This is a genomic window from Bartonella sp. AA2SXKL (genome assembly GCF_042197205.1).
Lineage (GTDB): Bacteria > Pseudomonadota > Alphaproteobacteria > Rhizobiales > Rhizobiaceae > Bartonella.
In genome coordinates, this window is the sequence record NZ_JBHIRN010000007.1 from 69,833 (window position 1) to 93,652 (window position 23,820).

At 38.6% G+C, this 23,820-nt stretch carries 21 protein-coding genes; 1 reads left to right on the plus strand and 20 read right to left on the minus strand.

The window, feature by feature from the left end; genetic code table 11:
• The first annotated feature begins 100 nt into the window (after nt 1-100).
• Nucleotides 101-1,729 (plus strand): MFS transporter, encoded by a 1,629-nt coding sequence (locus ACFINS_RS05940; protein ID WP_375611818.1) that lies wholly within the window; start codon nt 101-103, stop codon nt 1,727-1,729.
• 460 nt (nt 1,730-2,189) lie between these two features.
• On the opposite strand, the gene truB is transcribed toward ACFINS_RS05940, so the two are convergent.
• The 20 genes from truB to ACFINS_RS06040 all read right to left on the minus strand — a co-directional run bounded on the left by truB (nt 2,190) and on the right by ACFINS_RS06040 (nt 23,766).
• Complete coding sequence (gene truB / locus ACFINS_RS05945) at nt 2,190-3,152, minus strand: tRNA pseudouridine(55) synthase TruB (RefSeq protein ID WP_375611817.1); 963 nt, start codon at nt 3,150-3,152, stop codon at nt 2,190-2,192.
• A 4-nt stretch (nt 3,153-3,156) separates the two neighbouring features.
• Nucleotides 3,157-3,564, minus strand: coding sequence for a 30S ribosome-binding factor RbfA (gene rbfA / locus ACFINS_RS05950; protein WP_375611816.1), 408 nt, complete (start codon nt 3,562-3,564; stop codon nt 3,157-3,159).
• 121 nt (nt 3,565-3,685) lie between these two features.
• Nucleotides 3,686-6,205 carry a translation initiation factor IF-2 gene (gene infB / locus ACFINS_RS05955; RefSeq protein ID WP_375611815.1) on the minus strand — a complete coding sequence of 840 codons (2,520 nt, stop codon included), beginning with the start codon at nt 6,203-6,205 and terminating at the stop codon, nt 3,686-3,688.
• Entirely contained in the window at nt 6,202-6,837 is a 636-nt protein-coding gene (locus tag ACFINS_RS05960; protein ID WP_375705976.1) for an RNA-binding protein, read from the minus strand. The genes infB and ACFINS_RS05960 overlap by 4 nt, the downstream gene beginning before the upstream one ends.
• Nucleotides 6,838-8,469: a transcription termination factor NusA gene (nusA, locus tag ACFINS_RS05965; protein ID WP_375700909.1), complete on the minus strand. Its 1,632-nt coding sequence runs from the start codon at nt 8,467-8,469 to the stop codon at nt 6,838-6,840.
• A 47-nt stretch (nt 8,470-8,516) separates the two neighbouring features.
• A complete protein-coding gene (gene rimP / locus ACFINS_RS05970; RefSeq protein WP_375611870.1) occupies nt 8,517-9,167 on the minus strand; it encodes a ribosome maturation factor RimP in 651 nt (216 codons plus the stop codon).
• A 127-nt stretch (nt 9,168-9,294) separates the two neighbouring features.
• A complete protein-coding gene (locus ACFINS_RS05975) occupies nt 9,295-9,996 on the minus strand; it encodes a tRNA (guanine(46)-N(7))-methyltransferase TrmB (protein ID WP_375611812.1) in 702 nt (233 codons plus the stop codon).
• Entirely contained in the window at nt 9,993-11,261 is a 1,269-nt protein-coding gene (metK, locus tag ACFINS_RS05980) for a methionine adenosyltransferase (protein ID WP_375611811.1), read from the minus strand. The genes ACFINS_RS05975 and metK overlap by 4 nt, the downstream gene beginning before the upstream one ends.
• A gap of 130 nt (nt 11,262-11,391) precedes the next feature.
• Nucleotides 11,392-11,805, minus strand: coding sequence for a helix-turn-helix domain-containing protein (locus ACFINS_RS05985; protein ID WP_375611810.1), 414 nt, complete (start codon nt 11,803-11,805; stop codon nt 11,392-11,394).
• A 148-nt stretch (nt 11,806-11,953) separates the two neighbouring features.
• The gene (gene lnt / locus ACFINS_RS05990) at nt 11,954-13,588 is read right to left on the minus strand and encodes an apolipoprotein N-acyltransferase (protein ID WP_375705977.1); all 1,635 of its coding nucleotides are present in this window, start codon (nt 13,586-13,588) and stop codon (nt 11,954-11,956) included.
• Complete coding sequence (locus tag ACFINS_RS05995) at nt 13,551-14,576, minus strand: hemolysin family protein (protein WP_375611808.1); 1,026 nt, start codon at nt 14,574-14,576, stop codon at nt 13,551-13,553. Before ACFINS_RS05995 ends, lnt begins: the two co-directional genes overlap by 38 nt.
• A gap of 109 nt (nt 14,577-14,685) precedes the next feature.
• Nucleotides 14,686-15,153: an rRNA maturation RNase YbeY gene (ybeY, locus tag ACFINS_RS06000; RefSeq protein WP_375611807.1), complete on the minus strand. Its 468-nt coding sequence runs from the start codon at nt 15,151-15,153 to the stop codon at nt 14,686-14,688.
• Nucleotides 15,150-16,274, minus strand: a complete 1,125-nt coding sequence (locus ACFINS_RS06005; protein ID WP_375650931.1) for a PhoH family protein — start codon at nt 16,272-16,274, stop codon at nt 15,150-15,152. The genes ybeY and ACFINS_RS06005 overlap by 4 nt, the downstream gene beginning before the upstream one ends.
• Nucleotides 16,275-16,433: 159 nt before the next feature.
• Nucleotides 16,434-17,810 (minus strand): tRNA (N6-isopentenyl adenosine(37)-C2)-methylthiotransferase MiaB, encoded by a 1,377-nt coding sequence (gene miaB / locus ACFINS_RS06010; RefSeq protein ID WP_375621198.1) that lies wholly within the window; start codon nt 17,808-17,810, stop codon nt 16,434-16,436.
• Nucleotides 17,811-17,841: 31 nt separating this feature from the next.
• Nucleotides 17,842-18,333: a ribosomal protein S18-alanine N-acetyltransferase gene (gene rimI, locus ACFINS_RS06015; RefSeq protein ID WP_375650852.1), complete on the minus strand. Its 492-nt coding sequence runs from the start codon at nt 18,331-18,333 to the stop codon at nt 17,842-17,844.
• Nucleotides 18,333-19,019: a tRNA (adenosine(37)-N6)-threonylcarbamoyltransferase complex dimerization subunit type 1 TsaB gene (gene tsaB, locus ACFINS_RS06020; RefSeq protein ID WP_375681915.1), complete on the minus strand. Its 687-nt coding sequence runs from the start codon at nt 19,017-19,019 to the stop codon at nt 18,333-18,335. Before tsaB ends, rimI begins: the two co-directional genes overlap by 1 nt.
• A gap of 735 nt (nt 19,020-19,754) precedes the next feature.
• On the minus strand, nt 19,755-20,783 hold the full coding sequence (locus ACFINS_RS06025) for a YeiH family protein (RefSeq protein WP_375668314.1): 1,029 nt from the start codon (nt 20,781-20,783) through the stop codon (nt 19,755-19,757).
• 68 nt (nt 20,784-20,851) lie between these two features.
• Nucleotides 20,852-21,457 carry a recombination mediator RecR gene (recR, locus tag ACFINS_RS06030; RefSeq protein ID WP_375650842.1) on the minus strand — a complete coding sequence of 202 codons (606 nt, stop codon included), beginning with the start codon at nt 21,455-21,457 and terminating at the stop codon, nt 20,852-20,854.
• Between the two features lie 30 nt (nt 21,458-21,487).
• Nucleotides 21,488-21,811, minus strand: a complete 324-nt coding sequence (locus ACFINS_RS06035) for a YbaB/EbfC family nucleoid-associated protein (protein WP_375606797.1) — start codon at nt 21,809-21,811, stop codon at nt 21,488-21,490.
• Between the two features lie 14 nt (nt 21,812-21,825).
• The gene (locus ACFINS_RS06040) at nt 21,826-23,766 is read right to left on the minus strand and encodes a DNA polymerase III subunit gamma/tau (RefSeq protein WP_375705978.1); all 1,941 of its coding nucleotides are present in this window, start codon (nt 23,764-23,766) and stop codon (nt 21,826-21,828) included.
• Nucleotides 23,767-23,820 lie beyond the last annotated feature (54 nt).

The window sequence follows — 23,820 nt, forward strand, 5'->3', positions numbered from 1 at the left end:
TTATGAGAAGTGTTTTAAACAATTATGCATCCTTTTGATACAAAGATTATGAGTGTGTGTGAGTGGTAACAAAAGTGATAAATAGCGTTGGAGGGAAAAGATGCAGAGCATTTCAACATTAAAACTTTTTCGTAATTCGGTATTTCGAAATTTATGGTCATCTACTCTTATTTCTAATTTAGGGGGGCTGATACAAGCTGTTGGAGCAGGGTGGTTAATGGCGTTGATTAGTTCTTCGCATTCCATGGTTGGGTTAGTTCAAAGTGCCACAACATTACCACTTGTTATGTTTTCTTTGATGGCAGGGGCATTAGCTGATAATTTTAATCGGCGTCAAATTATGTTGTGTGTACAGATTATGATGATGGTCATATCGATGAGTTTATCTGTTTTAGCCTATATGGGATTTCTAACACCTTGGCTTTTGTTATGTTTTACGTTTTTGATTGGATGTGGCACAGCTTTTTATAATCCTTCTTGGCAAGCAACGATAGGAGATATTGTGAGCAGGGAAAATATTCCTGCTGCTGTTAGTTTGAATAGTGTCGGCTTTAATTTGATGCGGAGTGTTGGTCCTGCGATTGGTGGTGCCATCATTGCAACTTTAGGGGCATCGGCTGCTTTTTTGTTTAATGCTATAAGCTATATTCCTCTTATTGGTGCGTTGTTTTTCTGGAAGTCGAATTATGAAAACAACTCATTGCCACGAGAAAGGCTGTTAGGAGCTGTCTCAGATGGTTTGCGTTATGTTGCGATGTCACCTAATCTCTTAAGTATTATGGTTCGAGCGTTCCTTTTTGGTATAGGAGCAACTTCTATTTTAGCACTTTTGCCAATTGTTGCGCATAAAGTTCTTGGAGGAAGTGCCCTTCTTTATGGTACATTGCTCGGTTGTTTTGGGTTAGGAGCCATGACAGCAGGTATTATTAATGCAGTTGTACGGCATCATTTTCGTTCAGAAACAATTATTGCAAGTGCATTTATTGGTTTCGCCTTTTCTTGCTTTTTATTGGGAATCAGTCGTTCACTGATTATAAGCCATATTGCTTTATTTCCTGCAGGGTTATGTTGGGTTTTGGCCTTATCATTGTTTAATACATCTGTACAACTCTCTACACCACGCTGGGTTGTTGCACGTTCTTTAGCTCTTTATCAAACGGCATCTGCCGGGGGGATGGCTATTGGAAGTGCAATCTGGGGAGGTTTAGCTGATGGTTATTCTCCAACAATTGCTTTGAGCGTTTGTTCTTTATTCTTGATTTTTGGTGCTCTTGCAGGGGTAAAATTTAGAATTCAAGAAATTCCTCAGATAGATTTAAATCCTCTTGATCATTTTAGAGAGCCGGAATTATTACTCGACCTCAAAGCAAGAAGTGGCCCGATTATGATAATGATCGATTATAAAATTCATGAAAATGATCTTGAAGAGTTTCTCAAAGTGATGACGCGTCGACGCCATATTCGATTACGTGATGGTGCGCGTCAGTGGGTTCTTTTACGAGATCTTGAAAGACCTGAATATTGGACAGAGGCTTATCATATGCCAACATGGGTAGATTATTTACGCCATAATCATCGTCGCACAAAAGCGGATGCAGAAGTCAATAAGCGTCTGCGTCATTTAAATTGTGCTCCTAACGGTATAAGAGTGCACCGTATGATTGAACGCCAAACAATACCCCAAGCCAATGAGATGCTTTTAAAAGTTTCCTCTGATCATCTCCCTTAGGGTTAAAACAGTTTTTGTAAATATTACATATATTAATATTATTTCGATCAATTTGTTAGCGTAATCATAAAAAAATTGCTGTTTCAATATTTAATGAATTGATTTATAATGGTTATTTTTCATTTTTCATGTTGAGTGATAGATTCTGAAAATCTTAAGCTTTTCTCGTTTCAAATCTATTTAGAGTAAATCAGTCCATATCTTTGCTTGTACATTATAAACGAGGACTAAAGTATGAGTAAAAAACGATTGAAAAAGAAATAAAAAGCCTTTTATGAATCCTTTAAATGCAAGGATTATTGCGACATTAAGAGGAAAAAGTGTGTGGTGGTGTTAGCTTATAGCACTGACTTAAATTTTGATATGAATACGGTAAATATAGACAATGAAAAGCACCATATTTTTCTTAATTGATAGAGAAAAATATCTTTCCGCAAAAGGTGGTTGGGAAAAGAATCGATTAAATTGTGAAAATCCGCTTTGGTTTAAATAGACCTTTGTCGAGAGTGCCAATAGCAAGAAGTTGTTCCTTATAGAGGACACAAATTTCCTCTTCATCAAGAGGTGCTTTGTGATGATTCAAGAGGATAGAATGGCCTCTTATAATTCTCTGTGCTTGAGTTTCATTAAGGATATAGTGAGGGAGGCAATCCAATGCGGCGCTTGTGTCAATTAAGAGCCCATCGAGTGTTGAGAAGTTTTTTTCAAAAGAACGATTATTCTCATCTGTAGTGTTTTTATTTGGCGGAATGGCCGCTTTTAGTTCCTCCCATGTAATGAGATCTTCTTCATCAAAAGGTGCGACGGCAATACGTCTTAAATCAGCAATATGCCCATAGCAACCGAGATCACGTCCCATATCGCGTGCTAAAGAGCGCACATAAGTTCCTTTTCCGCAGGTTATTTCAAAGATAGAATGCTCTTTGGTAGGCATTTCTAATAACTTGAAAGTTTCTATTTCCACTTCACGGGGCGGAATGTCAACAACTTCCCCTTCACGCGCTAAATCATAGGCACGATTTCCAGCAATTTTGATTGCTGAAAATTGTGGAGGTGTTTGCAAAATAACACCTGTATATTGAGGAAGAAGAGCAAGTATTTCTTCTTGTGTTGGACGTATGAGAGAAGTTTTCGTTATTTCTCCTTCTAAATCATCTGTTGAGCGCTCTTGCCCCCAAGCAATATGAAAACGGTAAGTTTTTTTGCCTTGCATCACGTAAGGGACGGTTTTGGTTGCTTCGCCCAATGCAATGGGAAGGAGACCAGAAGCAAGAGGATCAAGTGTACCCGCATGTCCTGCCTTTTGAGCATGGAAGAGCCATTTGATTTGTGAGACAGCTTCTGTTGATTTCATTCCTTTTGGTTTATCAAATATGACCCAGCCAGAAACAGGACGCCCTTTTTTCTTGTGTTGCCGCGCCATATCTTTAATCCTCATCTGTATCACTATGGTGAAGATCGCGTGCAACCTCAGGCGAGCGAAGGAGGGCATCAATTTTTGAAAAATTATCAAAGCTATTATCAAGTCGGAAACGCAGTTCTGGCATATATTTCATTTGTCGCAACGCATGACTGATTTCTCCACGGAGAAAACGACTATGTTTATTGAGGGTATCAACAACATCGGTATGAGAAGCATTTTTAAGAGTACTGAGAGGTGATACAAAGCAAGTAGCAATTTTTAAATCTGGTGACATGCGTACTTCAGAGACAGAAATAACAATATCTTTCAAGACATCATCAAGCAAAATATCACGCTGTAATATATGCGCTATTGCATGACGTACTTGCTCTGCTACTCTAAGTTGCCGTTGTGATGGCCCTGCATTTTTCATCAAAGTTTTATCCCTGCTACAAGATCTCTTTTTTGACCATTTAGATAAGGAAAAAGAGATATTGTGTATAAAACCTAATAACTTTTCTCATTTCACAACAGAGTAAAGTTATTGGATTATTTTATAATGTGCGGTTAATATGTTCGATACGGAAGGTCTCAATGATGTCTCCTGCGCGCATGTCTTCATAATTTTCAAAGGCTATTCCACATTCTTGACCACTTTGCACTTCATTGACTTCATCCTTAAAGCGTTTGAGTGTTTTCAGCTTTCCTTCGTGAATAACGATATTATCGCGGATAAGGCGAACACCGGCTCCTCGTTCTATTTTACCTTCTGTAACACGACATCCTGCAACTTTTCCAATTTTTGTAATGTTAAAGACTTCTAGAATTTCAGCATTACCAAGGAAAGTTTCACGCTGTTCTGGTGAGAGTAATCCAGACATAGCAGCCTTGATATCGTCAACAAGATCATAAATGATGTTGTAATAACGAATTTCAATTCCTTGTGTTTTAGCAAAATCACGTGCCTGCTTATTGGCTCGAACATTAAAGCCAATTACAGCAGAGTTAGAAGCTTCTGCAAGAGAAATATCACTTTCGGTAATTCCTCCAGCACCAGAATGTACAATACGCGCACGAACCTCGTCATTTCCGAGTTTTTCCAATGCTGAAGCGATTGCTTCAATTGATCCTTGCACATCTCCTTTTATAATAAGAGAAAATTCCTTAACACCAGTCGTTTGCAATTTTGTCATCATCTGTTCAAGAGAACCACGCGAACCAGTTTGCCGCGCAACAGCTTTATCACGTGCTAATCGTTGCCGATATTCAGAAATTTCACGTGCTTTTGCTTCATGTGTGACAACAGCAAAACGGTCTCCGGCTTGTGGTGTTCCTTGCATGCCTAAAATTTCAATTGGTGTAGAGGGAACGGCCTCTTTGACATGGCGGCCATGGTCGTCAATCAAAGCACGTACACGACCCCATTCATTTCCAGCAACGATAATATCAGAAGGGTGTAATGTACCTTTTTGAACAAGAACTGTTGCAACAGACCCACGTCCGCGATCCAATTTGGCTTCAATGATAACGCCCTCTGCAGTTCGTTGAGGATCTGCTTTCAGATCAAGCATTTCAGCTTGAAGAAGGATAGCTTCGAGAAGTTTATCAAGATTTTGACCAGTTTTAGCAGAAACTTCAACGTCCAAAGTTTCTCCACCCATAGTTTCAACAAACACTTCATGTTGTAGAAGTTCTGTACGCACTTTTTGTGCATTCGCAGCTGGTTTATCAATTTTGTTGATAGCAACAATGATAGGTACACCAGCAGCTTTCGCATGATTGATTGATTCAATCGTTTGAGGCATAACACTATCATCAGCGGCTACAACGAGAACAGCAATATCAGTAACACGAGCTCCGCGTGCACGCATAGCGGTAAATGCAGCATGACCTGGTGTATCAATAAAGGTAATTTTTTGACCATTTTGTTCTACTTGATAGGCACCAATATGCTGCGTAATACCTCCTGCTTCGCCAGAAACAACATTTGCTTTACGAATAGCATCCAAAAGCGAAGTTTTTCCGTGGTCAACATGGCCCATAATGGTTACAACAGGGGCGCGCTGCTGCATGTTTTGAGGATTATCTGTTATATTAAAGATACCTTCTTCTACGTCAGATTCTAAAACACGTTTAACAGTATGGCCAAATTCAACAGCGATGAGTTCGGCAACATCTGCATCAATAACATCGCCAGGTTTCATCATTTGTCCTTGTTTCATCAAGAATTTAATCACATCAACAGAACGCTCAGTCATACGTTGTGCGAGCTCTTGAATAGTAATCGTTTCAGGAAGAACAACTTCGCGAGAAATTTTTTCTCTTGGTTCTTGATTTTGTGCACGCTTAAACTTTTCCTGTCTACGCCGCATTGCAGCCATTGAGCGCCCACGTGCGCTTCCTTCTTCATCCAGTGCACTATTCAGAGTTAACTTTCCGCGTCTCCGCTCATCAGCTCCTTTGACAACTTTGGGTACACGTATTTCTGATTTAGCAGGATTAGCACGTCGACTATGCCGTTCTTCCTCTTTATTGTCATCTATTTTGCGTTTTTCAACCACGGTTGTCTGTTTAGGGGCAATAGGAATATCTGTCTGTTCAATGAGAGGGGGAACAGGTGGAGTCTGTACTGGCGATATTTCTTCTTCTTGTTGGAGATGTATTTCTTTTTCTTTAATTTCTTGCTGTAAAATTTCTTCACGCTCTTTAGCGCGTCTTGCTTCTTCTTCGGCTTGTTCTCGCGTTATTTTTTCTTGGATATGTGCTTCTTCTAACGCGCGAAGTCTCGCTTCCATTTCAGTTGATGAAAGATTGCTTTTGGTCACAGATTCTTGAGGCTTTTTTCCCTCAAAACGCGGTTTAGAACGCTGGGGGGCCACATGCGGCTTTGTAATGGGCTGTAGGGTTTCAGCTTTTTCATCAGGTCGCGTAATTTTACGCCGTTTGGTTTCGACAACGACAGCCTTCGTACGGCCATGACTAAAATTTTGTTTAACCGTACTCGTTTCCAAGACAGACCTCTTGAGAGTTAGTGTCTTCTTGACGGTTGTTTTGTCGTTGTTATTTTCACTCATTGTACTTCCTTCACGGCTTGGGCCGTCATCTCACTAGACTTACTATGCTTGTCGTCACGATAGCTGATCAATTTACATGTTGTTTTGAGAAATCCTTCAGCAGCTTTTGTGTCCAGTAAGGCCGCGTGCATTACAGGATTAGAGCCAAAAGCCACTCGCATTTCATCACTTGTAAATAAAGATATGGTTTTTATAGTCCGATTTGTTTGTTGTTGTATTGAATGGATGGCCTGTGCAATTTTTCGTTTCCCACCTTCTGTTGTTTCTTTAGCATGAAGTACAAGAATAACTTTACCAGAGCGGATAGCAGCGTCAACCTTTGTTGCTCCCATAACAATTGCTCCCGCTTTTCGTGCCATGGAAAGGCTTGAAAGAGCGGCTTTTAGTAAAAGCGTATCAACAACATGCACAAGATTTGGTGCAACCTCAACATCTGTTTTAAAATTTCTATGAAAAGCTTTCTGTTTGATTGCTTTCTCAATAACAGCGTGATGGGCAGAAATCCAAACGCCACGCCCTGGTAAATTCGCTTTAAGATCAGGAACAATTTGGTTATTGGGACCAATAACAAAACGGATCAGCGTTTGTGCTGAAGCATTTTTTCGGGTCACAATGCAAGTCCGTTCGTTCATTTAAAGTGTATCCACATCCAAATCATCTGTTTTTTCATTTTCTGTAGAATTTTCATCTTCTACAGGACTTTCTGTAACAAGATCAGCTTGGTCTATCCAGCCTGCTTGTACACGTGCGGCTAAAACCATAGCTTCTGCATCTGCGCGTGTAATGTCAAAAGGGGTTAAAATACCAGAAAAATTCTGTGTTTGACCTTCTTTGCGTTCTCTCCAACCAGCTAAATCATCAACGGCATAGCCAGCAAAGTCTTCTATTGTTTTTACACCATCTTCACCTACAGCAACCAACATAGCACTTGTCATTCCAGGAAGTGTTCGCAATTCGTCAGAAACTCCAAGCTTTTTGCGTTTTTCATCAAGTTCTTTTTCTTGATGATCAAGATATTCGCGGGCACGACTTTGGATTTCAGCGGCGGTATCATGGTCAAAACCATCAATAGAAGCGATTTCTTCAAGATCAATATAGGCGATTTCTTCAATAGAAGAAAAACCCTCTGATGCCATAACCTGTCCGATCATTTCGTCAACCTCTAAGGCTTCCATAAACAATTTACTTCGTTCAGTAAATTCTTTTTGACGATTTTCAGATTCTTCCTTTTCCGTTAAAATATCAATGTTCCATCCTGTTAGTTGCGAAGCCAAGCGAACATTTTGCCCACGTCGTCCAATAGCAAGGCTAAGTTGATCATCTGGCACAATAACTTCAATCCGTTCAGCATCTTCATCAAGGATGATTTTAGAAACTTCAGCAGGTTGCAGTGCATTAACGACAAATGTTGCCGCATCAGGTGACCAAGGAATAATATCAATTTTTTCGCCTTGTAATTCAGCAACAACAGCTTGTACACGACTTCCTCGCATTCCAACGCATGCTCCAACAGGATCAATGGAACCATCACGTGAAACAACGGCGATTTTAGCCCGTGAACCTGGATCACGAGCAACAGATTTGATTTCTATAATACCATCATAAATTTCTGGTACTTCCATAGTGAAAAGTTTTACCATAAATTGGGGATGTGTGCGTGAAAGGAAAATTTGCGGACCACGCGTTTCACGGTGTACATCATTGACAAAAGCACGAATGCGATCTCCATAGCGGAATGATTCACGAGGAATTAATTCATCACGGCGAACAATAGCTTCACCGCGCCCTAGATCAACGATGACGTTACCATATTCCACACGCTTAACTGTACCAGAAATAATTTCACCAACTTTATTTTTGAATTCTTCATATTGCTGATCGCGCTCTGCATCGCGTACTTTTTGTACAATAACCTGTTTAGCAGATTGTGCTGCGATACGTCCAAAATCCATAGGAGGTAAAAGATCAGCAAAAAAATCACCAATTTTTGCTTCTGCTTGACGTTTGAGAGCATCAGACAAAGTAATTTCCGTTGTATAGTCTTCAACGACATCAACGATTTTAAGCAGGCGCTGTAATTTAATTTCACCTGTTTTAGAATTGATTTCAGCACGAATATTGGTTTCTTGACCATAACGAGAACGTGCTGCTTTTTGAATAGCATCAGCCATCGCAGAAATGACAATTTCACGGTCGATTGACTTTTCACGTGCAACAGCATCTGCAATTTGCAGAATCTCAAGCCTGTTAGCGCTTGTAGCCATCAATTTTCTCCTTCTTTGTGCCACACGATGGGTATTTCCCAGTGATATTATTTTTTGAAATTGAGCGTCTGTATAGAGTCGTTAGCGTTCTCTTCGGCAATGAATTGTTGACTTAAATCTTTATTTTGTTTCAATGCATCGCGAATAAGCTCATCGGTAAGCACTAAATGCGCATTTATGATATCACAAAAGGAAATAGGGGTATACATGGCTTCTCCATAAGCAGCTTTATCAGTGTTTAAAATAAATCCATCTTGCGTGATATTTGTAAGTGTCCCACGAAATTTTCGGCGCCCATCAATTGTTATTTTGGTTTCAATTTTTGCAAGATGCCCTTGCCAATGAAAAAAATCAGATTTTCTTACCAATGGACGATCAATTCCAGGTGATGAGATTTCTAAATGATATTTGCGTTCAATAACATTTTGTACATCAAGGAGGGGAGAAACTGTTCGACTAACAGTTTCACAATCTTCTATGGTCATAGAACCATCGGCACGTTCAACCATAATTTGAAGTGTTAAACCATTTTGACCAAGAAGTTTCACACGAACCAAACGAAAACCTAAAGGTTTAAGTAGTGGTATGACAAGAGCAGCAACCTGTGCTTCGATACCATCTTCTTCAAACAGGCGCGGTTCGTCAAGATTGCTTATTTTTTCAGCTTCGTTCATACATTTTATCCAAGTTGGTTTCATCAGTTTTATGATATTAAAAAAGAGCGGGTCCAACGGCCCACTCTTCATCATAAGACCAAGAATTTAACTATTGATACTCTTAAATTCAAAATTTTTCAAGTTGTTTATGAGAAAAGCGCTTGATCATTTATTTCTTGATAAAGGTAAGATAGGCAGGCGTTCGTCCTTCGCGTAAAGCTTTTGCTTCATAGCGGGTTCCGCTCCATAGTGGATAAGGGAGTTTCCAGTCTTGAGGGCTTTCTGCTTTCCATTCAAAGTGATCATGTTGTGCACAATGGTACAAAGTCCAGTTTACATAACTGTCTATATCGCTAGCAAAGCGCAAAAATTTCCCTATTTTAAGAACACGAGCAAAACGGTTAAGATTTTTTATGTTGATGAAGCGTCGTTTCCAGTGTTTCTTTTTCGGCCAAGGATCAGGATAGAAGAGGTCTATTCCATCAAGCGAGTTATCAGGGAGCCAATCAAGAAGGCGTGTAGCATCATCATTATAGAGGCGAAGACGATTTTGATGGTTTTGATGCTGTTCAAGAGACGATAATATTTTTGCCATGCCATTGATAAAGGGCTCGACGCCGATAAAACCGGTTTTTGGAAAATATTCCATTTCATGAAGTAAATGTTCACCTCCACCAAAACCGATTTCAAGTCGAATTTCTCTTACTTTGCTTGAAAATAAGGATGTAAGGTTTAAGGGAGGAGGGACATTTAAATCAATATTCAAACTGGGGAGAAGCATTTGTATACGTGTAAGCTGACTGTCTCGAAGTTGTTTTCCTTGTCGGCGTCCAAAAAATGCTTCACTCTTACGTATATTATGTTTAATCATGGGATTTGGATCATTGTTTGAAGCGTTTTCACGAGATCAGTTTTTTCCCATGAAAACGAACCATCGTGTTTTGGTTTACGACCAAAGTGACCATAGGCAGCTGTTTTCGCATAAATAGGTTTATTGAGGGCAAGATGTTTTCGAATGCCGGTAGGTGAAAGGTCCATTATTTTGCGGATGGCTTCTTCAATAACCTTTTCATCGACTTTTCCTGTTCCATGAAGATTAAGATAAATAGATAAAGGTTGTGCAATACCAATTGCATAGGAGAGTTGAATGGTGCATCTCTCTGCTAAATGAGCAGCAACAATATTCTTAGCCAGATAGCGTGCCGCATAGGCAGCAGAACGATCAACTTTTGTTGTATCTTTTCCTGAAAAAGCACCGCCTCCATGGGGTGCTGCACCTCCGTAAGTATCCACAATAATTTTGCGTCCCGTTAATCCGGCATCGCTTTGAGGGCCTCCAATGACAAATTTTCCTGTTGGGTTAATATACCAACTGCATTGAGCTGCAATGGGAATGTCATGTAAAGCTTGGCGAATGTAAGGTTCAACCACTGTACGTACTTTATTGGAATCCCAGCTTTCATCAAGGTGCTGCGTTGAAAGAACAATGGATGTGACCTCTATCGGTTTTCCATTTTTATAACGTATGGTTATTTGGCTTTTAGCATCTGGTCCTAATTTTCCAGTTTCTCCCTCTCCTTTATGACGAGCTGCGGCAAGAAGTTTGAGAATTTTATGCGCATAATAAATTGGCGCAGGCATGAGATCAGGTGTTTCACGGCAAGCATATCCAAACATGATACCTTGATCACCCGCTCCTTCTTCACCATGCCGATCCGTAGCATTATCAACCCCTCTTGCTATATCAGCTGATTGTGGGCGCAAAAGAACATCAATTTTAACAGTTTTCCAATGGAAGCCTGCTTGTTCATAGCCAATGGTACGAATAGCACGGCGCGCTGCTGTACGAAAACGTGTAGGATTAATGAGTGGAAAGCTAGTTTCATCATAGATGAATTCTTTATTTTTATCTTTTTTTAATAGCGTATCGGGAACACGTACTTCACCAGCGATAACAACACGGTTGACACTGACGAGAGTTTCACAGGCAACGCGTACTAACCATGGATCAGTACCAGTCTTTTCAGCTTCTTTATAGATCATATCAACAATTTCATCGGAAATACGATCACAAATTTTATCAGGATGTCCTTCCGATACCGATTCGCTCGTAAAAAGATAATCTTGATGCGGCATAGGAACTCCTTCAAAAAAGAAAACCAACGATTTAATCAATAGCTTACTAAAGTCGTCACCATTTGCTAATTCTACAGCAAATAGTCAATGCAAATGTATATGAATAAAAGAGAAAAGATATAATTTTAATTTATAACTTATTTGTCAAATCTTCCTCAGAAAGTGCTTTTGCCAAGTCAATAATTTTTCGACGCACTTTAGCATCAGATATATTTGTAAAAGCGCGCATGAGCTGAATCCCTTCGCTGCTAGAACAAAAGTCTATAAAATTGTGTTCACTTTCAGCAAAACCCTCTACTTGTTGGGAGGTAATACCTTTATCAAAAAAGTAAGAAACAGGAACATCCATAATTTCCGCTATCGCTTGAAGACGGCTGGCACCAATACGGTTTGTTCCTTTTTCATATTTTTGGATTTGCTGAAAAGTAATTCCTAATTTTTCACCTAGTTTCTCTTGAGTGAGTCCTAAAATATTACGACGTAAACGGATACGAGTTCCAACATAGATATCTATAGGGTCAGGTTTTTTTCTAGTTTCGGTCATAATGCAACTCTTTATTTCCAGCATTTTTCTTCTAAACCAACATCATATTTATGCGCAGTTGATTTATCATATAATTAAAACAATATGTAATATTTTTTCCCAATATCACTGGTACACGCAACACAATACCGTACAAAGGGCACTTGAATCATTTAAGCTGTTTTGTAAAACCAAAACCAATACGACACAATAGCATAAGGATGAATAAGATAAAAGTAGAGAAAGTTCTGTATTCATTGCTTCCTATAGGGGTAATGGATGATGGAACTTGTGAATCAATAATGCCCACAGCATTTTGTCGAAGAGCTACAACGATTCGTCCATAAGAATCAATAACAGCTGATATGCCATTATTGGCGGCCCGTATGAGGGGGATTCCCAGTTCAACGGCACGAAGCTGTGCTTGTTGAAGATGTTGATAGGGTCCAGGTGTTACACCAAACCATGCATCATTTGTAATATTAATAATTGCTTGAGGCGGGGAGCCTTTGAAAGTCATTTCATGGGGAAATATTGCTTCATAACAAATCAAGGGTAGATAAGAAAATCCGTTTGGCATTGTAACAATTTTGCGCACACTTGCAGCACTATATCCACCAATATTATCAGCAAGGGTACGCAATCCAATTTTTTTCAATAAATGCTGATAAGGAAGATACTCACCAAAAGGAACCAAATGAAGTTTATCGGAAGTATTTAAAATATTACCTTGAGCATTAATGACTGCAATTGTATTAAAATATTGTGTTTGGGAATGAGGTAGATCATTGCTGGCGCGTATTGCTCCAACAATAGCCCATTGTTTAGGTTTTAAAAGAGAGGCAATGCGCATTGTGATAGATGAATTATCATAGAGAAGGTAAGGAACGGAAGCTTCAGGCCATACGATAAAATCGGGTTCTGAATTTTGATCGGTTGTTGGCGTTGCACTTAGCTTCATATGCGCTTCCAACATAGATTCTCGTGTATTATCACGCAATTTTATATTTTGTTGGATGGACGGTTGAACAATGCGCACCCAATAAGCACTTTTTTGATCTTCAGTTGTGTTTTCTATAGTATGAAGACGATAAAACCCAAAACCACAGTGAATGAATATAAGTGATAAGCAAAGAGAAAGTGCTACTTTCTTTTTTTCATCCGTTAATAAAACAGTTGGCAAACTGTAGGCTAAGACAGCAAGAATATTCATTCCGTAAAGTCCTACGATTGCATCAGATTGCATGAACATTGGGGTTGGCATGGCTGTATAGCCAAGAGAATTCCATGGAAATCCTGTGAATAAAAACGCACGCAACCACTCGGATAATCCTAATGCAAAGGCTAAAACAAAAAAGCGTGCTATTCCTTTTGTCCATAATAAACCGACAATGAAACCAGAAAAAAACCAATAAAGAGAAAGGTAGAGTGGAGGGAATAAAATGGCTAATGGGACTGCCCAACCAAAAGAATCTGGATCTGTTAACAAAGCATTGCATAGCCACCAAAGGCCGCAAATAAAATAACTAAAACCAAAGGTTCCACAGCTTAAAGCGTAAGTAAAAAAATGGTTTTTATTGTTTTTGGTGGCCCGTATTGAGTCAAGTAAAACAATAAAGAGAGGGAAAGTTAAAAAGCAAAGAGGCGTTAAATAAAAGGGTGGAAGTGCAAAAGAAGTAAGAGCACCACACAGAAATATCCATGCTTGGCGCTTCCAGCCTGTAACAGAGAACAAAAAAACGATGAAATTGCTTAAAAATGCTGGACTATTCTTTAGGGATGGCATTGTTCTCAAGATTCTCATTTTTGGGAATGCGAAAAATGCGCAATCGTTTAATCCGGCGTTTATCAGCTTCTAAAATACGAAATCTATAACCAGGTACAGCTTCGACAATTTCACCTTTAGCAGGAATGCGATCAAGAATTGAGACGATCAAACCACCAATAGTATCAACTTCATCACCATATTCCCCTACGATAAAATCAGGACCAAGAGCTTTCTCCACATCTTCTAGTTCAGTTCTTGCATCAACGAGCCATTTATTATTTGGTTCACGTACGATAGCATTGTCGACATTATCATGTTCATCTTCGATATCCCCAACGACTAACTCAACAATATCTTCCATTGAAACGAGACCATCTGTTCCTCCATGTTCATCAATAACTAAAGCCATTTGAGTTCGTGTAGTTTGCATCCGTGTTAATAATTTGCTTGCAAGCATAGAACTGGGAACAAAGAGAACTGTTCGGATCAAATCCAATTCACCGATTGGAGTATGCAAGTCTGTATGGTTTAATTGAAGCAAATCGGATTTTTGTTCGGTTTTTGTTGGGTTGATAATAAAGCGAGTGATGTAGTTAAGAATATCGCGGATATGGATCATGCCGCGCGGATCATCTAAAGTTTCAGCATAAACGGGGATACGAGAATGACCAATTTTTGCAAAACATTTAAGGGTTTCTCCAAGAGAGGTGTTTATTTCTAATGCTTCGATTTCAGAACGAGGTATCATAACATCATCCACGCGTGCTTCACGTAAGCGTAAAATGTTATGCAGCATAGTACGTTCTTCAGGTGAGAAGAGGGCGGCATCTTTTTCATTGTTAGTCGTGAGTGCAACGGTAAGATCATCGCGCAGTGACGTAGATGCACAATTTCGACCCCGTAAGAATGAAAACAAATGATTCATCAGGGAATATTTTTCTGTATGATTCGTCTGCTGAGAGGGGTCTTTTTCATTATTAGAAGATGCTTGATTATTATTTTGTGCATTTATTTTGTTTGCCATGGTTTTGAAATCTTCTAGACTTTCTTTTTTATAATAGATAAATAAGAGGCTTTAAATGGTATGCTGGTAATATTGATTTTAAAAGTTAAATTTTATCATTGATAGACAATTATGCGTAAGGATCTTTTATGGAAAGCTTTTGAAGAATTTCTCTTTCGAGCTTTTCCATTTTATATGCTTCATCATCAGTTTCATGGTCATAACCAAGCAGATGCAAGATACCATGAACAATCATATGTGTTAAATGGTCTTGAAATGTTTTTCCTTCTTTCTCTGCTTCGAAAACAACAGTTTCTCGGGCAATAATAATATCACCGAGTATGGGACCAGGTCGATTTCCAGCTTTAAGTGGAAAAGCAGGAAAGGATAATACATTAGTAGATTTGTTTTTGTTGCGCCATTGTGCATTGATTTGTGCCATATGTTCATCATCCGTAAAAAGCAGGCTAATCTCGCTTACAACATTTGCCAATGAAACATGATGCATAGTTGCCATTAATGCTTTTTCAGTGATATTATAAAGCATTTTCTCATCATTCCACCCTGCGCTTTTAATCATTATATCAATAATAATCATGATGAATCAAATTCATTTTTTAATGCATCGCATGCGAATGATTTTTTTTTATTTTGTATTTCGGAATCACGATCATAAGCACGAACGATAGCAGCAACAAGTGGGTGGCGTACAACATCTTTTTCATCAAAATGCACAATTGCAATATTTTCTACATTTGAAAGAATGCGAATTGCTTCAATGAGACCTGATTTTTGCCCTGTAGGCAAATCAATTTGGCTTACGTCACCGGTAACAATCATACGTGTTCCTTCTCCAAGACGTGTGAGGAACATTTTCATTTGCATGGGCGTAGTATTTTGTGCCTCATCAAGAATAACAGCAGCATGGGCAAGTGTTCGTCCGCGCATAAAGGCGAGAGGAGCAATTTCTATGACACCAGAGGCTAAAATGCGTTCTATTTTTTCAGCGGGCATCATATCATAAAGAGCATCATAAAGTGGTCGTAAATATGGGTCGACTTTTTCTTTGAGATCACCGGGAAGAAAACCAAGATGTTCTCCAGCTTCAACAGCCGGACGTGAGAGAATAATTCGCTCAATGATACCACGTTCTAGAAGCATTGCAGCATGAGCAACAGCAAGATACGTTTTTCCTGTTCCTGCTGGTCCTACACCAAACACAAGTTCAGTATGCTCCATAGCACTTATGTAAGCGTCTTGTGTTGGAGTTCTTGCATGAATTATTTTTTTATGGGTACTCAACCGAGCTGGTATACGGTTCGTTGCAGATTTGTGTGTTATTGTGTCTTCTTTCTGCTTCTTTGGTATATTTGCCATAGCAATCGCTCCTTTTATATCTGATAAAGTGAGCTCTTGATGTGTTTTGGCACGTTCATAAAGCTGCTGCAATACATATTGCGCATGTTTTATAACAGAAATATTTCCACGGATTAAGACTTCATTACCACGCGGATGAATACTAAGTTCGAGTTTTTTTTCGATATAAGCGAGATTTTCGTCAAATTTACCAAAAACTGCTTTTGCATATTTATTATTTTCGAAAATCAAAACAACTTGGCTCACATCTGAAGCGCTTGTTTGTTTCAAGGTATCAGCCTTTTCAAGGGACGTATTTACTTTTTCTTTAATACGCTTTATTTTTTCGGTTGAAGCTTTCAGCCTATTCTCCATATCTACATAAATATTGCACATTTTGTTAAGTAAACTTTATAAAAGACAATTTTTACAAAAAGTGCACGCTTTAGATGTAATCATTTGCTTTTAAAATAAAAGAGTTTTCCAAAATATTTATTTTTGAACAAGGTATTAGAGGCATGTTTATCTATTTGTCACTTCACCAACAAAACTGTTTGAGCTTGCGTTTTTAATATGAATTTCTATCACGCTACCTGTAGAGGCTTCTGTATCGACAACAACAGGTAAAAGCCAAGGGGAACGCCCTACCATTTGCCCTGAGTGACGTCCAGGTTTTTCGATGAGAACGTTCGTTTTTTGATCAATTTTAGAACGCAAAAACGCATTTTGTTGCTCAAGGAGAAGGGCTTGTAAATGTTGAAGTCGGGCATCTTTTACAGATTCATCAACATGATTTTTCATTGTGGCTCCCACTGTTCCAGGACGGGGGGAATATTTAAAAGAATAAGCTGAACTGTACTGTACTTGTTGAATAAGTTTAATGGTTTCTTCAAAGTCTTCATCTGTTTCTCCTGGAAACCCTACAATAAAATCGCCTGAAAAGGCAATATCTGGCCGTACGGTTCGAATTTTTTCGATAAGATGAAGATAATGAGAGCTTTTGTGTTGTCGGTTCATGGCTTTTAAGATGCGATCTGAACCTGATTGAACAGGAAGATGGAGGTAAGGCATTAACATATCAAGATCTCGATGCGCGGCAATAAGGCTATCATCCATATCACGTGGGTGGCTGGTTGTGTAACGCAAACGCTTTAAACCATCGAGTTTTGCGAGATGATAAAGAAGATCGCCAAGACGCCAAGTTTTGCCATCAGCACTTTGTCCATGCCAACCATTGACATTTTGTCCAAGCAGCGTAATTTCTTTGACACCCGCTTCGATGAGTTGAAGGGCTTCCTCGGTAATTTGCTCAACGGATCGTGATATTTCAGCACCGCGTGTGTAAGGAACAACACAAAAAGTGCAAAATTTATCGCAACCTTCCTGTACTGTTAAAAATGCGCTAACACCTCGTTTTCTTACTGCATGTTTATTATGGGGCGGCAAATGAGCAAATTTATCTTCAACAGCATAGTCTGTTTCGATAATTTTTTTCCCTTGTTTGGCTTTTTCTAACAATTCTGGCAAGCGATGATACATTTGCGGACCAATAACAAGATCCACTGTTGGAGCACGGCGCAAGATTTCACTTCCCTCAGCTTGTGCAACACAACCTGTTACACCAACCATCAGGGGTTTATCAGGTGTGCGCTCTTGACGCATAACGCGCAAACGACCAAGATCAGAATAAAGTTTTTCTGCTGCTTTTTCACGAATATGACAGGTATTAACAAGAATAAGATCGGCATCATTGGGAATTTGTGTTGTCACATAGCCTTGCGAACTGAGGCTATCAGTCATCCGTTGGCTATCATAAACGTTCATTTGACATCCATAGGTTTTGATAAAAACCTTTTTAGGAGCAACAGGAGGCGTATTTTTAGGATTTACTTTATTCATAGTGCTTGTCTAAATGTTTTTTACACAAATCTCAATCTATTTGCTTAAAAGTTTTTTGCATGATAATTGCATCACCACGACCATTTTTTGACGCGTAATAGGCAAGACGTTCAGAAATTTTTTGAAATTCAAAGCGTTGATAAAGGTTCAAAGCAGAAAGATTTGTGGCTTCTACTTCCAAGAATAATTTTATGGCGCCCTTGTCGTGAAGATAGTGAACTGTACGATCGATAAGAAAGGTACCAATTCCTTTTTGACGATAATGAGGATGAACAGCAATTGTGATGATTTCTGCTTCATCAAGGATGAGACGGCATAGGCAAAAGCCTAAAATTTGATCAGAGTGATCAATGAGAAAAGCTTTGTATCCGAAGATAGAGTGATCTGTTAAGAAATTATCAAAAGCTTGTTTTTCCCAAGAAGGGGTAAAACAATGCTGATGAATTTGATGAAGAGAAGCACTATCATTAACTTGTAGCGGAGCAATTCCAAAATTCTTTTTTGTCAATGAAAATTTGGGCATTATTTTTTTTGTGGTAAAGCAAAATTGGTTTGTTGTTTTGCATCAGCGCTGCGTAGATAGAGTGGGCGAGGTGAATTTTTTGATTGTTTGTTTGCAGCAAGATAAGCATAGTTTACAATATCGGCCGCTTCGCAGGGGATTTTTTCTAGGACAATTTTTTCGTATATTTTATGGTTTTTAATATGCTCCACAACGATATCAGCAGCTGGGCCAGTCAGTCGGGTTTTTTTGGGCAAATCTTCGAGGATATTTTCAATTGTTTTTAATCCCGGCGCTCCCAAAGGTGTGAGATCATTATGAAAATTTTGATGGTAGAACATCCCTCTCCCTGCTTCAATGACAACAGTAATTGCCGATGCTGTACTTTTATTGTTTATGACTTGTGCTGCTAACGCTTCAAGAGCACTCACTCCAACAGCAGGTATTTCAAGTGCTAATGCCAAAGCGCGCGCTGTTGCAACACCGACACGTACACCAGTAAATGATCCAGGTCCAATATTGACAGCAATATGCTCAACTTGATCAAGCGTCATATTGGCTTGTTTCATTATTTGTGTAATCTGCCCAATAAGTTTTTCAGCATGTCCTTTGTTCATGCGCTCATTGATACGCGCAATAACAGATTTATGACGAATAAGCGCAACAGCACAATAAATTGAAGCAGTATCTATAGCAAGGATAAGCATAAAAATATTTTAGTTGAATAAAATGATAAATAAAAGTCCTGCTGTATTTTTAATCTTTTCATTATCGTATATTTCATTTGTAAGAAAGTTACTAGTGCCAATAAGCAACAATATCTTTTTATGGGATAGAACGAGATGTTGATTTAATCCTTATTTTTATCACTTTTTGAATGAGTATCTTGAGTATTGTAAGACTCTCTTATTTTAAATCTACTTATGGTGAAACGATTAAAGTTATTAGCTTGTATATTACAAGCGGAGTTAGCGTATGAATCAAAACTGTTGAAGAAAAGAATAAAAACTCCTTCACGAATCGTTTAAATGGAAGGGTTGTCACAACTTGTAAGCTATCAAATAGTACTTTGATGCCACTTGTATTACATAGTAAGTAAAAGTAATTTAAAAGAGGAAAAGTTATGACCCCACATTTTTTCCAAATAAGAACATATTCTATCCGTCTTTATATAAAAAACTCAGCGTAATGAGAGCAGATGAAAGAAATGGCATTGTTTTGCATGAGTTACGTATTTTGATACTACCCTGTTGCAAATCATTATGGACTGAAAAGCACATTTGACAGTTTTCACTTAAATATCAGCTCTTTCAATTTTTTTGTATAGAATAATGAGCAGTATTTTAGAACTTTTTCTAGTTTATGAAAGAACTGATTTTAATAATAATGAGGACTTTGGGTTGATTGTATACTACGTTGAAAAAATAATAATCAATGCACATTTAAAATGTTATATGATTTAAATCATTCAATTGTATCATGATAAGGCTACAAATACCGAGAATAATTATGGAGCAGGTTGAAGCCAAAATGACGCGCCATCCTGCTTTTTTTAGTGATCGGATATCAACACCTAATCCTAGTGCAGCCATTGAGATAACAGTAAACAACTGGGCAATAAATTTGATGGGATTGATAGCCTTTTCAGGGATAAGACCACTTGAGCGAACAAGCATCATGATAATAAAGCCAATGATAAACCATGGGACGAGGGTATGTAAACGCAAGCGTGTTTGTGCTGATCGGCGATAAATGATTGATAGAGTAAAAATAACAGGGCCTAACATGAGAACCCGTACTAATTTGACAATTGTTGCAATTTGAACACTCAGAAAAGAGATAGGTGCTGTTGCTGCTAAAACCTGTGGTACAGCATACACAACCATGCCAGCAAGCACACCATATTGGCTAAATGACAAATTCAGAGATGGATGTAAAAAGGGTAAAAATAAAATAATAAGAATTCCTAAAAGAGCAGTGAAGGCAATTGACGCGGCTACATCGTCATGTTTTGCTTTTATGACAGGTGCAACGGCAACAATAGCTGAATTGCCACAAATAGCATTCCCACAAGCGACCAGCATTGCTAAATGTGTAGAAAGCCCGAAAAGTCGGCCGATGGCAAAGCTCAGGATAATCGTTACGAATATCACGAATATGATACTAGCAAGCAAATTCCAACCAGCTGAAAGGACTGCGTTAATGCTAATGCTTGCTCCTAGAAGAACGATAGCAATTTCGAGAAGTGTTTTTGCAGAAAAGGTGATACCTTTTTGAAAATATGTTGGCAAAGGAAAACAACTACGGATAATCGATCCTAAAAGAATTGCCAAAACAAGGCTTTCAAGCCATGCTTGTCCAAAAAGCTGTTTTTCTACAACTTCTAAGCCATAAGCTAAGGCTGATATGAGTAAACATGTTAGAATACCAGGACCAAAGTCGTTTAAAAGTGAGAGATGTTTTTTGATCATTTTAATATTTCCCCATAAAAAGAAATGATAGTAAATAAAGCGAGATAACAGGTAAGAGAAAGAAATTTTTAAAGATTTGTTCTTGCTTGTACAGCTGCTGCTAAAGTTCCATCATCAAGATAATCAAGCTCGCCTCCTACAGGAACACCATGAGCAAGTCGCGTAATTTTAACTGGAAAATTAGAAAGCTGATCGGTGATATAGTGAGCAGTTGTTTGACCTTCGACAGTCGCATTGACAGCAAGAATAATTTCCGTAATAGGGTTTTGTACAACACGCTGTATTAAGGTGGCAATGTTGAGTTCGTCAGGACCTATTCCATCTAAGGGGGAGAGTCGTCCACCCAACACATGGTAACGTGCGGCTAAAGTTTTTGCGCGTTCAAGAGCCCACAGATCAGCAATATCCTCAACAACGATGATTGTTGTATCATCGCGGCGCAAATCTGTACAAATTGAACAAGGATCAATGGTATCGACATTTCCACAAACAGAACAAATGCCAACTTTTTCTATAGCTGCTTGTATAGCCGCTCCCAAAGGCTCCAGCAATGTCTCTTTTTTTTTGATAAGATGAAGCGCAGCACGACGTGCTGAACGTGGACCAAGACCTGGTAACCGTGATAAAATCTGAATGAGACGTTCAATCTCAGGTCCTGCAATGTATTTAGGCATATTTTTGTCCCACGGAAAAAATCCGTTTCATTAAAATGGAAGCTTGAAACCTGATGGGAGTGGTAGCCCTGCCGTCATACTTTTGGTTTTTTCTTCTATTGCGACTTCGATTTTTGTTCTTGCTTCATTATAAGCTGCCATAATGAGATCTTCAAGAATTTCAGCTTCCTCAGGTTTGAGTAATGAAGGATCAATTTGAATTGCTGTTATAATATTTTTGCCATTTAAAGTGATATTGACGAGACCACCCCCTGCGGTGCCCACAGCTTGCAGATTAGCTATTTCCTCCTGAATCTTCTGCATTTTTTCTTGCATTTCTTTGGCTTTTTTCATCATGCTCATCATTTCACGCATAGGAATAGGTATCCTTATTCATCATTGATATCATTTTTATTTTTAAAAATATCAGCATTTTTAAAGGTATTGGAGAGTAAATCAAGATCATTTTCTTCTTTATTGAGTCGAATATCGACAATTTTTGCTTCTGGGAAATGATTGAGGATTTTCGCGATATCAGGATCTGTTTCTGCATTAGAAAAAAGAGTCTTTTGAATCGCTATACTTTCCTCCTGTAAGGTTGGGCCACCTCCTTCATTAACAAAAGTTATTGTCCAGCGTTTTTCTGTCCATTGAGATATCTTTTTTTCTATATCATGAGCAAGAAATTGTGGGGTATTTTCAGAAAGTCTTAAGGTAATATGCCCAGCTTCAAAAGAAACAGGATGAACAAATTCTTTAACAAGGAGTTTGAAAGGAACGTCATTATGCTGTTCGGCTAATTGAACAATATCGTGCAAAGAATTAATCACGAGAGTTTTAGGTTCAGTAATCTTTTCTGTTGTTTGCGTGACAGAATGCGATAAATTTGCAATCTTTTCAGAAAGATCAGTAGATTGAGAAGTTTCTGGAATTTCTGTTACTTCTTGGGCGTTGATTTTGTCATGGTTTTGATTTTCAACTAAATTTTCTGGTTGTAAGGAATGATCTAATTGGTTTTTCAAAGATGTTTTTAAATCTGATTGATCGGCTAATGTATTTGAAACGCTCGAGGAAGCATGGGCTCCGACCATTGTTTCTTTTGCTATATTATTTGCATTCGTAGATTCTTGATGAGAAGAGTTTTTAACCAGTGTGAGAGGCGTTTTTTCTTGCGTAAGCTTTTTTAAAGCTTCATCAAGAGTTGGTAGGTCAGCTGTGTGAGCAAGACGAATTAAAAGCATTTCAGCGGCTTGAAGTGGACGTGCAGTTTGATTAACTTCCTGTAAACCTTTGAGTAACATTTGCCAGTTTCGGGATAAAACAGGAACGGAAAGTTTTTTTGAAAAGTCTAAACTTTTTAAACGTTGTTCTTCAGTTAGTGAGAAATCTTCCACTATTTCTGGTGTAAAACGTAAACGTGTGACCAGATGATTAAAATCGGCTAGTTCTGTCAATATAGTAAGAGGATCAGCACCTGCTTCATATTGACTGCGTAATTCATGTAACGCATTGACAACATCGCCCTTCATGATAAATTCAAAAAGATCAATAATACGTGCTTGATCCGCTAATCCTAACATTGTACGCACCGCAATAGCATTAACATTGCCATTGCTATGGGCGATTGCTTGATCAAAAATGGATAATGCATCACGTGCAGATCCTTCTGCAGCACGGGCAATCATAGAGAGTGCTTGATCTTCTACTTCTACCTTTTCAGATTTCGCAATTTGACGCAAATGTGCACTCAAAGCTTTTGATTCAATACGTCGCAAATCAAAACGTTGGCAACGCGAAAGAATTGTAATAGGAACTTTGCGAATTTCTGTTGTGGCAAAAATAAATTTTACATGCGACGGTGGTTCTTCAAGAGTTTTCAATAAACCATTAAAGGCTTGTGTTGAGAGCATATGGACTTCATCTATAATATAAACCTTATAGCGTGCAGAAACAGGACGATAGCGTATTTGTTCAATAATTTCACGAATATCATCAATGCCCGTATGAGAAGCGGCATCCATTTCTATAACATCAATATGGCGTCCTTCGATAATTTGTGTGCAATGTTCACCAAGAGAGTCCAATACAGTTGTTGGTTGGTCAATATCTTTTGTTTTATAATTAAGCGCACGTGCCAAAATACGTGCTGTTGTGGTTTTACCTACGCCACGAATCCCTGTTAACATCCACGCTTGTGCAATACGACCTTTTTCAAAGGCGTTGGTGAGAGTACGCACCATAGCTTCCTGACCAATGAGGTCAGAGAAGTTTTGGGGTCGATATTTACGAGCAAGAACACGATAGGCTGTTTCTACCGGTAAATTTTCCATGAGTATTTCCAACTTCGAAGTTCTTTATGCGTACATTTTGATAATACAAAAGCA

Excerpts from the sequence above, each read along its gene's own strand:
- ACFINS_RS05940 (WP_375611818.1), top strand. The coding sequence starts at position 101 with ATGCAGAGCATTTCAACATTAAAACTTTTTCGTAATTCGGTATTTCGA.
- truB (WP_375611817.1), bottom strand. The coding sequence starts at position 3,152 with ATGGCGCGGCAACACAAGAAAAAAGGGCGTCCTGTTTCTGGCTGGGTC.
- rbfA (WP_375611816.1), bottom strand. The coding sequence starts at position 3,564 with ATGAAAAATGCAGGGCCATCACAACGGCAACTTAGAGTAGCAGAGCAA.
- infB (WP_375611815.1), bottom strand. The coding sequence starts at position 6,205 with ATGAGTGAAAATAACAACGACAAAACAACCGTCAAGAAGACACTAACT.
- ACFINS_RS05960 (WP_375705976.1), bottom strand. The coding sequence starts at position 6,837 with ATGAACGAACGGACTTGCATTGTGACCCGAAAAAATGCTTCAGCACAA.
- nusA (WP_375700909.1), bottom strand. The coding sequence starts at position 8,469 with ATGGCTACAAGCGCTAACAGGCTTGAGATTCTGCAAATTGCAGATGCT.
- rimP (WP_375611870.1), bottom strand. The coding sequence starts at position 9,167 with ATGAAACCAACTTGGATAAAATGTATGAACGAAGCTGAAAAAATAAGC.
- ACFINS_RS05975 (WP_375611812.1), bottom strand. The coding sequence starts at position 9,996 with ATGATTAAACATAATATACGTAAGAGTGAAGCATTTTTTGGACGCCGA.
- metK (WP_375611811.1), bottom strand. The coding sequence starts at position 11,261 with ATGCCGCATCAAGATTATCTTTTTACGAGCGAATCGGTATCGGAAGGA.
- ACFINS_RS05985 (WP_375611810.1), bottom strand. The coding sequence starts at position 11,805 with ATGACCGAAACTAGAAAAAAACCTGACCCTATAGATATCTATGTTGGA.
- lnt (WP_375705977.1), bottom strand. The coding sequence starts at position 13,588 with ATGAGAATCTTGAGAACAATGCCATCCCTAAAGAATAGTCCAGCATTT.
- ACFINS_RS05995 (WP_375611808.1), bottom strand. The coding sequence starts at position 14,576 with ATGGCAAACAAAATAAATGCACAAAATAATAATCAAGCATCTTCTAAT.
- ybeY (WP_375611807.1), bottom strand. The coding sequence starts at position 15,153 with ATGATTATTATTGATATAATGATTAAAAGCGCAGGGTGGAATGATGAG.
- miaB (WP_375621198.1), bottom strand. The coding sequence starts at position 17,810 with ATGAATAAAGTAAATCCTAAAAATACGCCTCCTGTTGCTCCTAAAAAG.
- rimI (WP_375650852.1), bottom strand. The coding sequence starts at position 18,333 with ATGCCCAAATTTTCATTGACAAAAAAGAATTTTGGAATTGCTCCGCTA.
- tsaB (WP_375681915.1), bottom strand. The coding sequence starts at position 19,019 with ATGCTTATCCTTGCTATAGATACTGCTTCAATTTATTGTGCTGTTGCG.
- ACFINS_RS06025 (WP_375668314.1), bottom strand. The coding sequence starts at position 20,783 with ATGATCAAAAAACATCTCTCACTTTTAAACGACTTTGGTCCTGGTATT.
- recR (WP_375650842.1), bottom strand. The coding sequence starts at position 21,457 with ATGCCTAAATACATTGCAGGACCTGAGATTGAACGTCTCATTCAGATT.
- ACFINS_RS06035 (WP_375606797.1), bottom strand. The coding sequence starts at position 21,811 with ATGCGTGAAATGATGAGCATGATGAAAAAAGCCAAAGAAATGCAAGAA.
- ACFINS_RS06040 (WP_375705978.1), bottom strand. The coding sequence starts at position 23,766 with ATGGAAAATTTACCGGTAGAAACAGCCTATCGTGTTCTTGCTCGTAAA.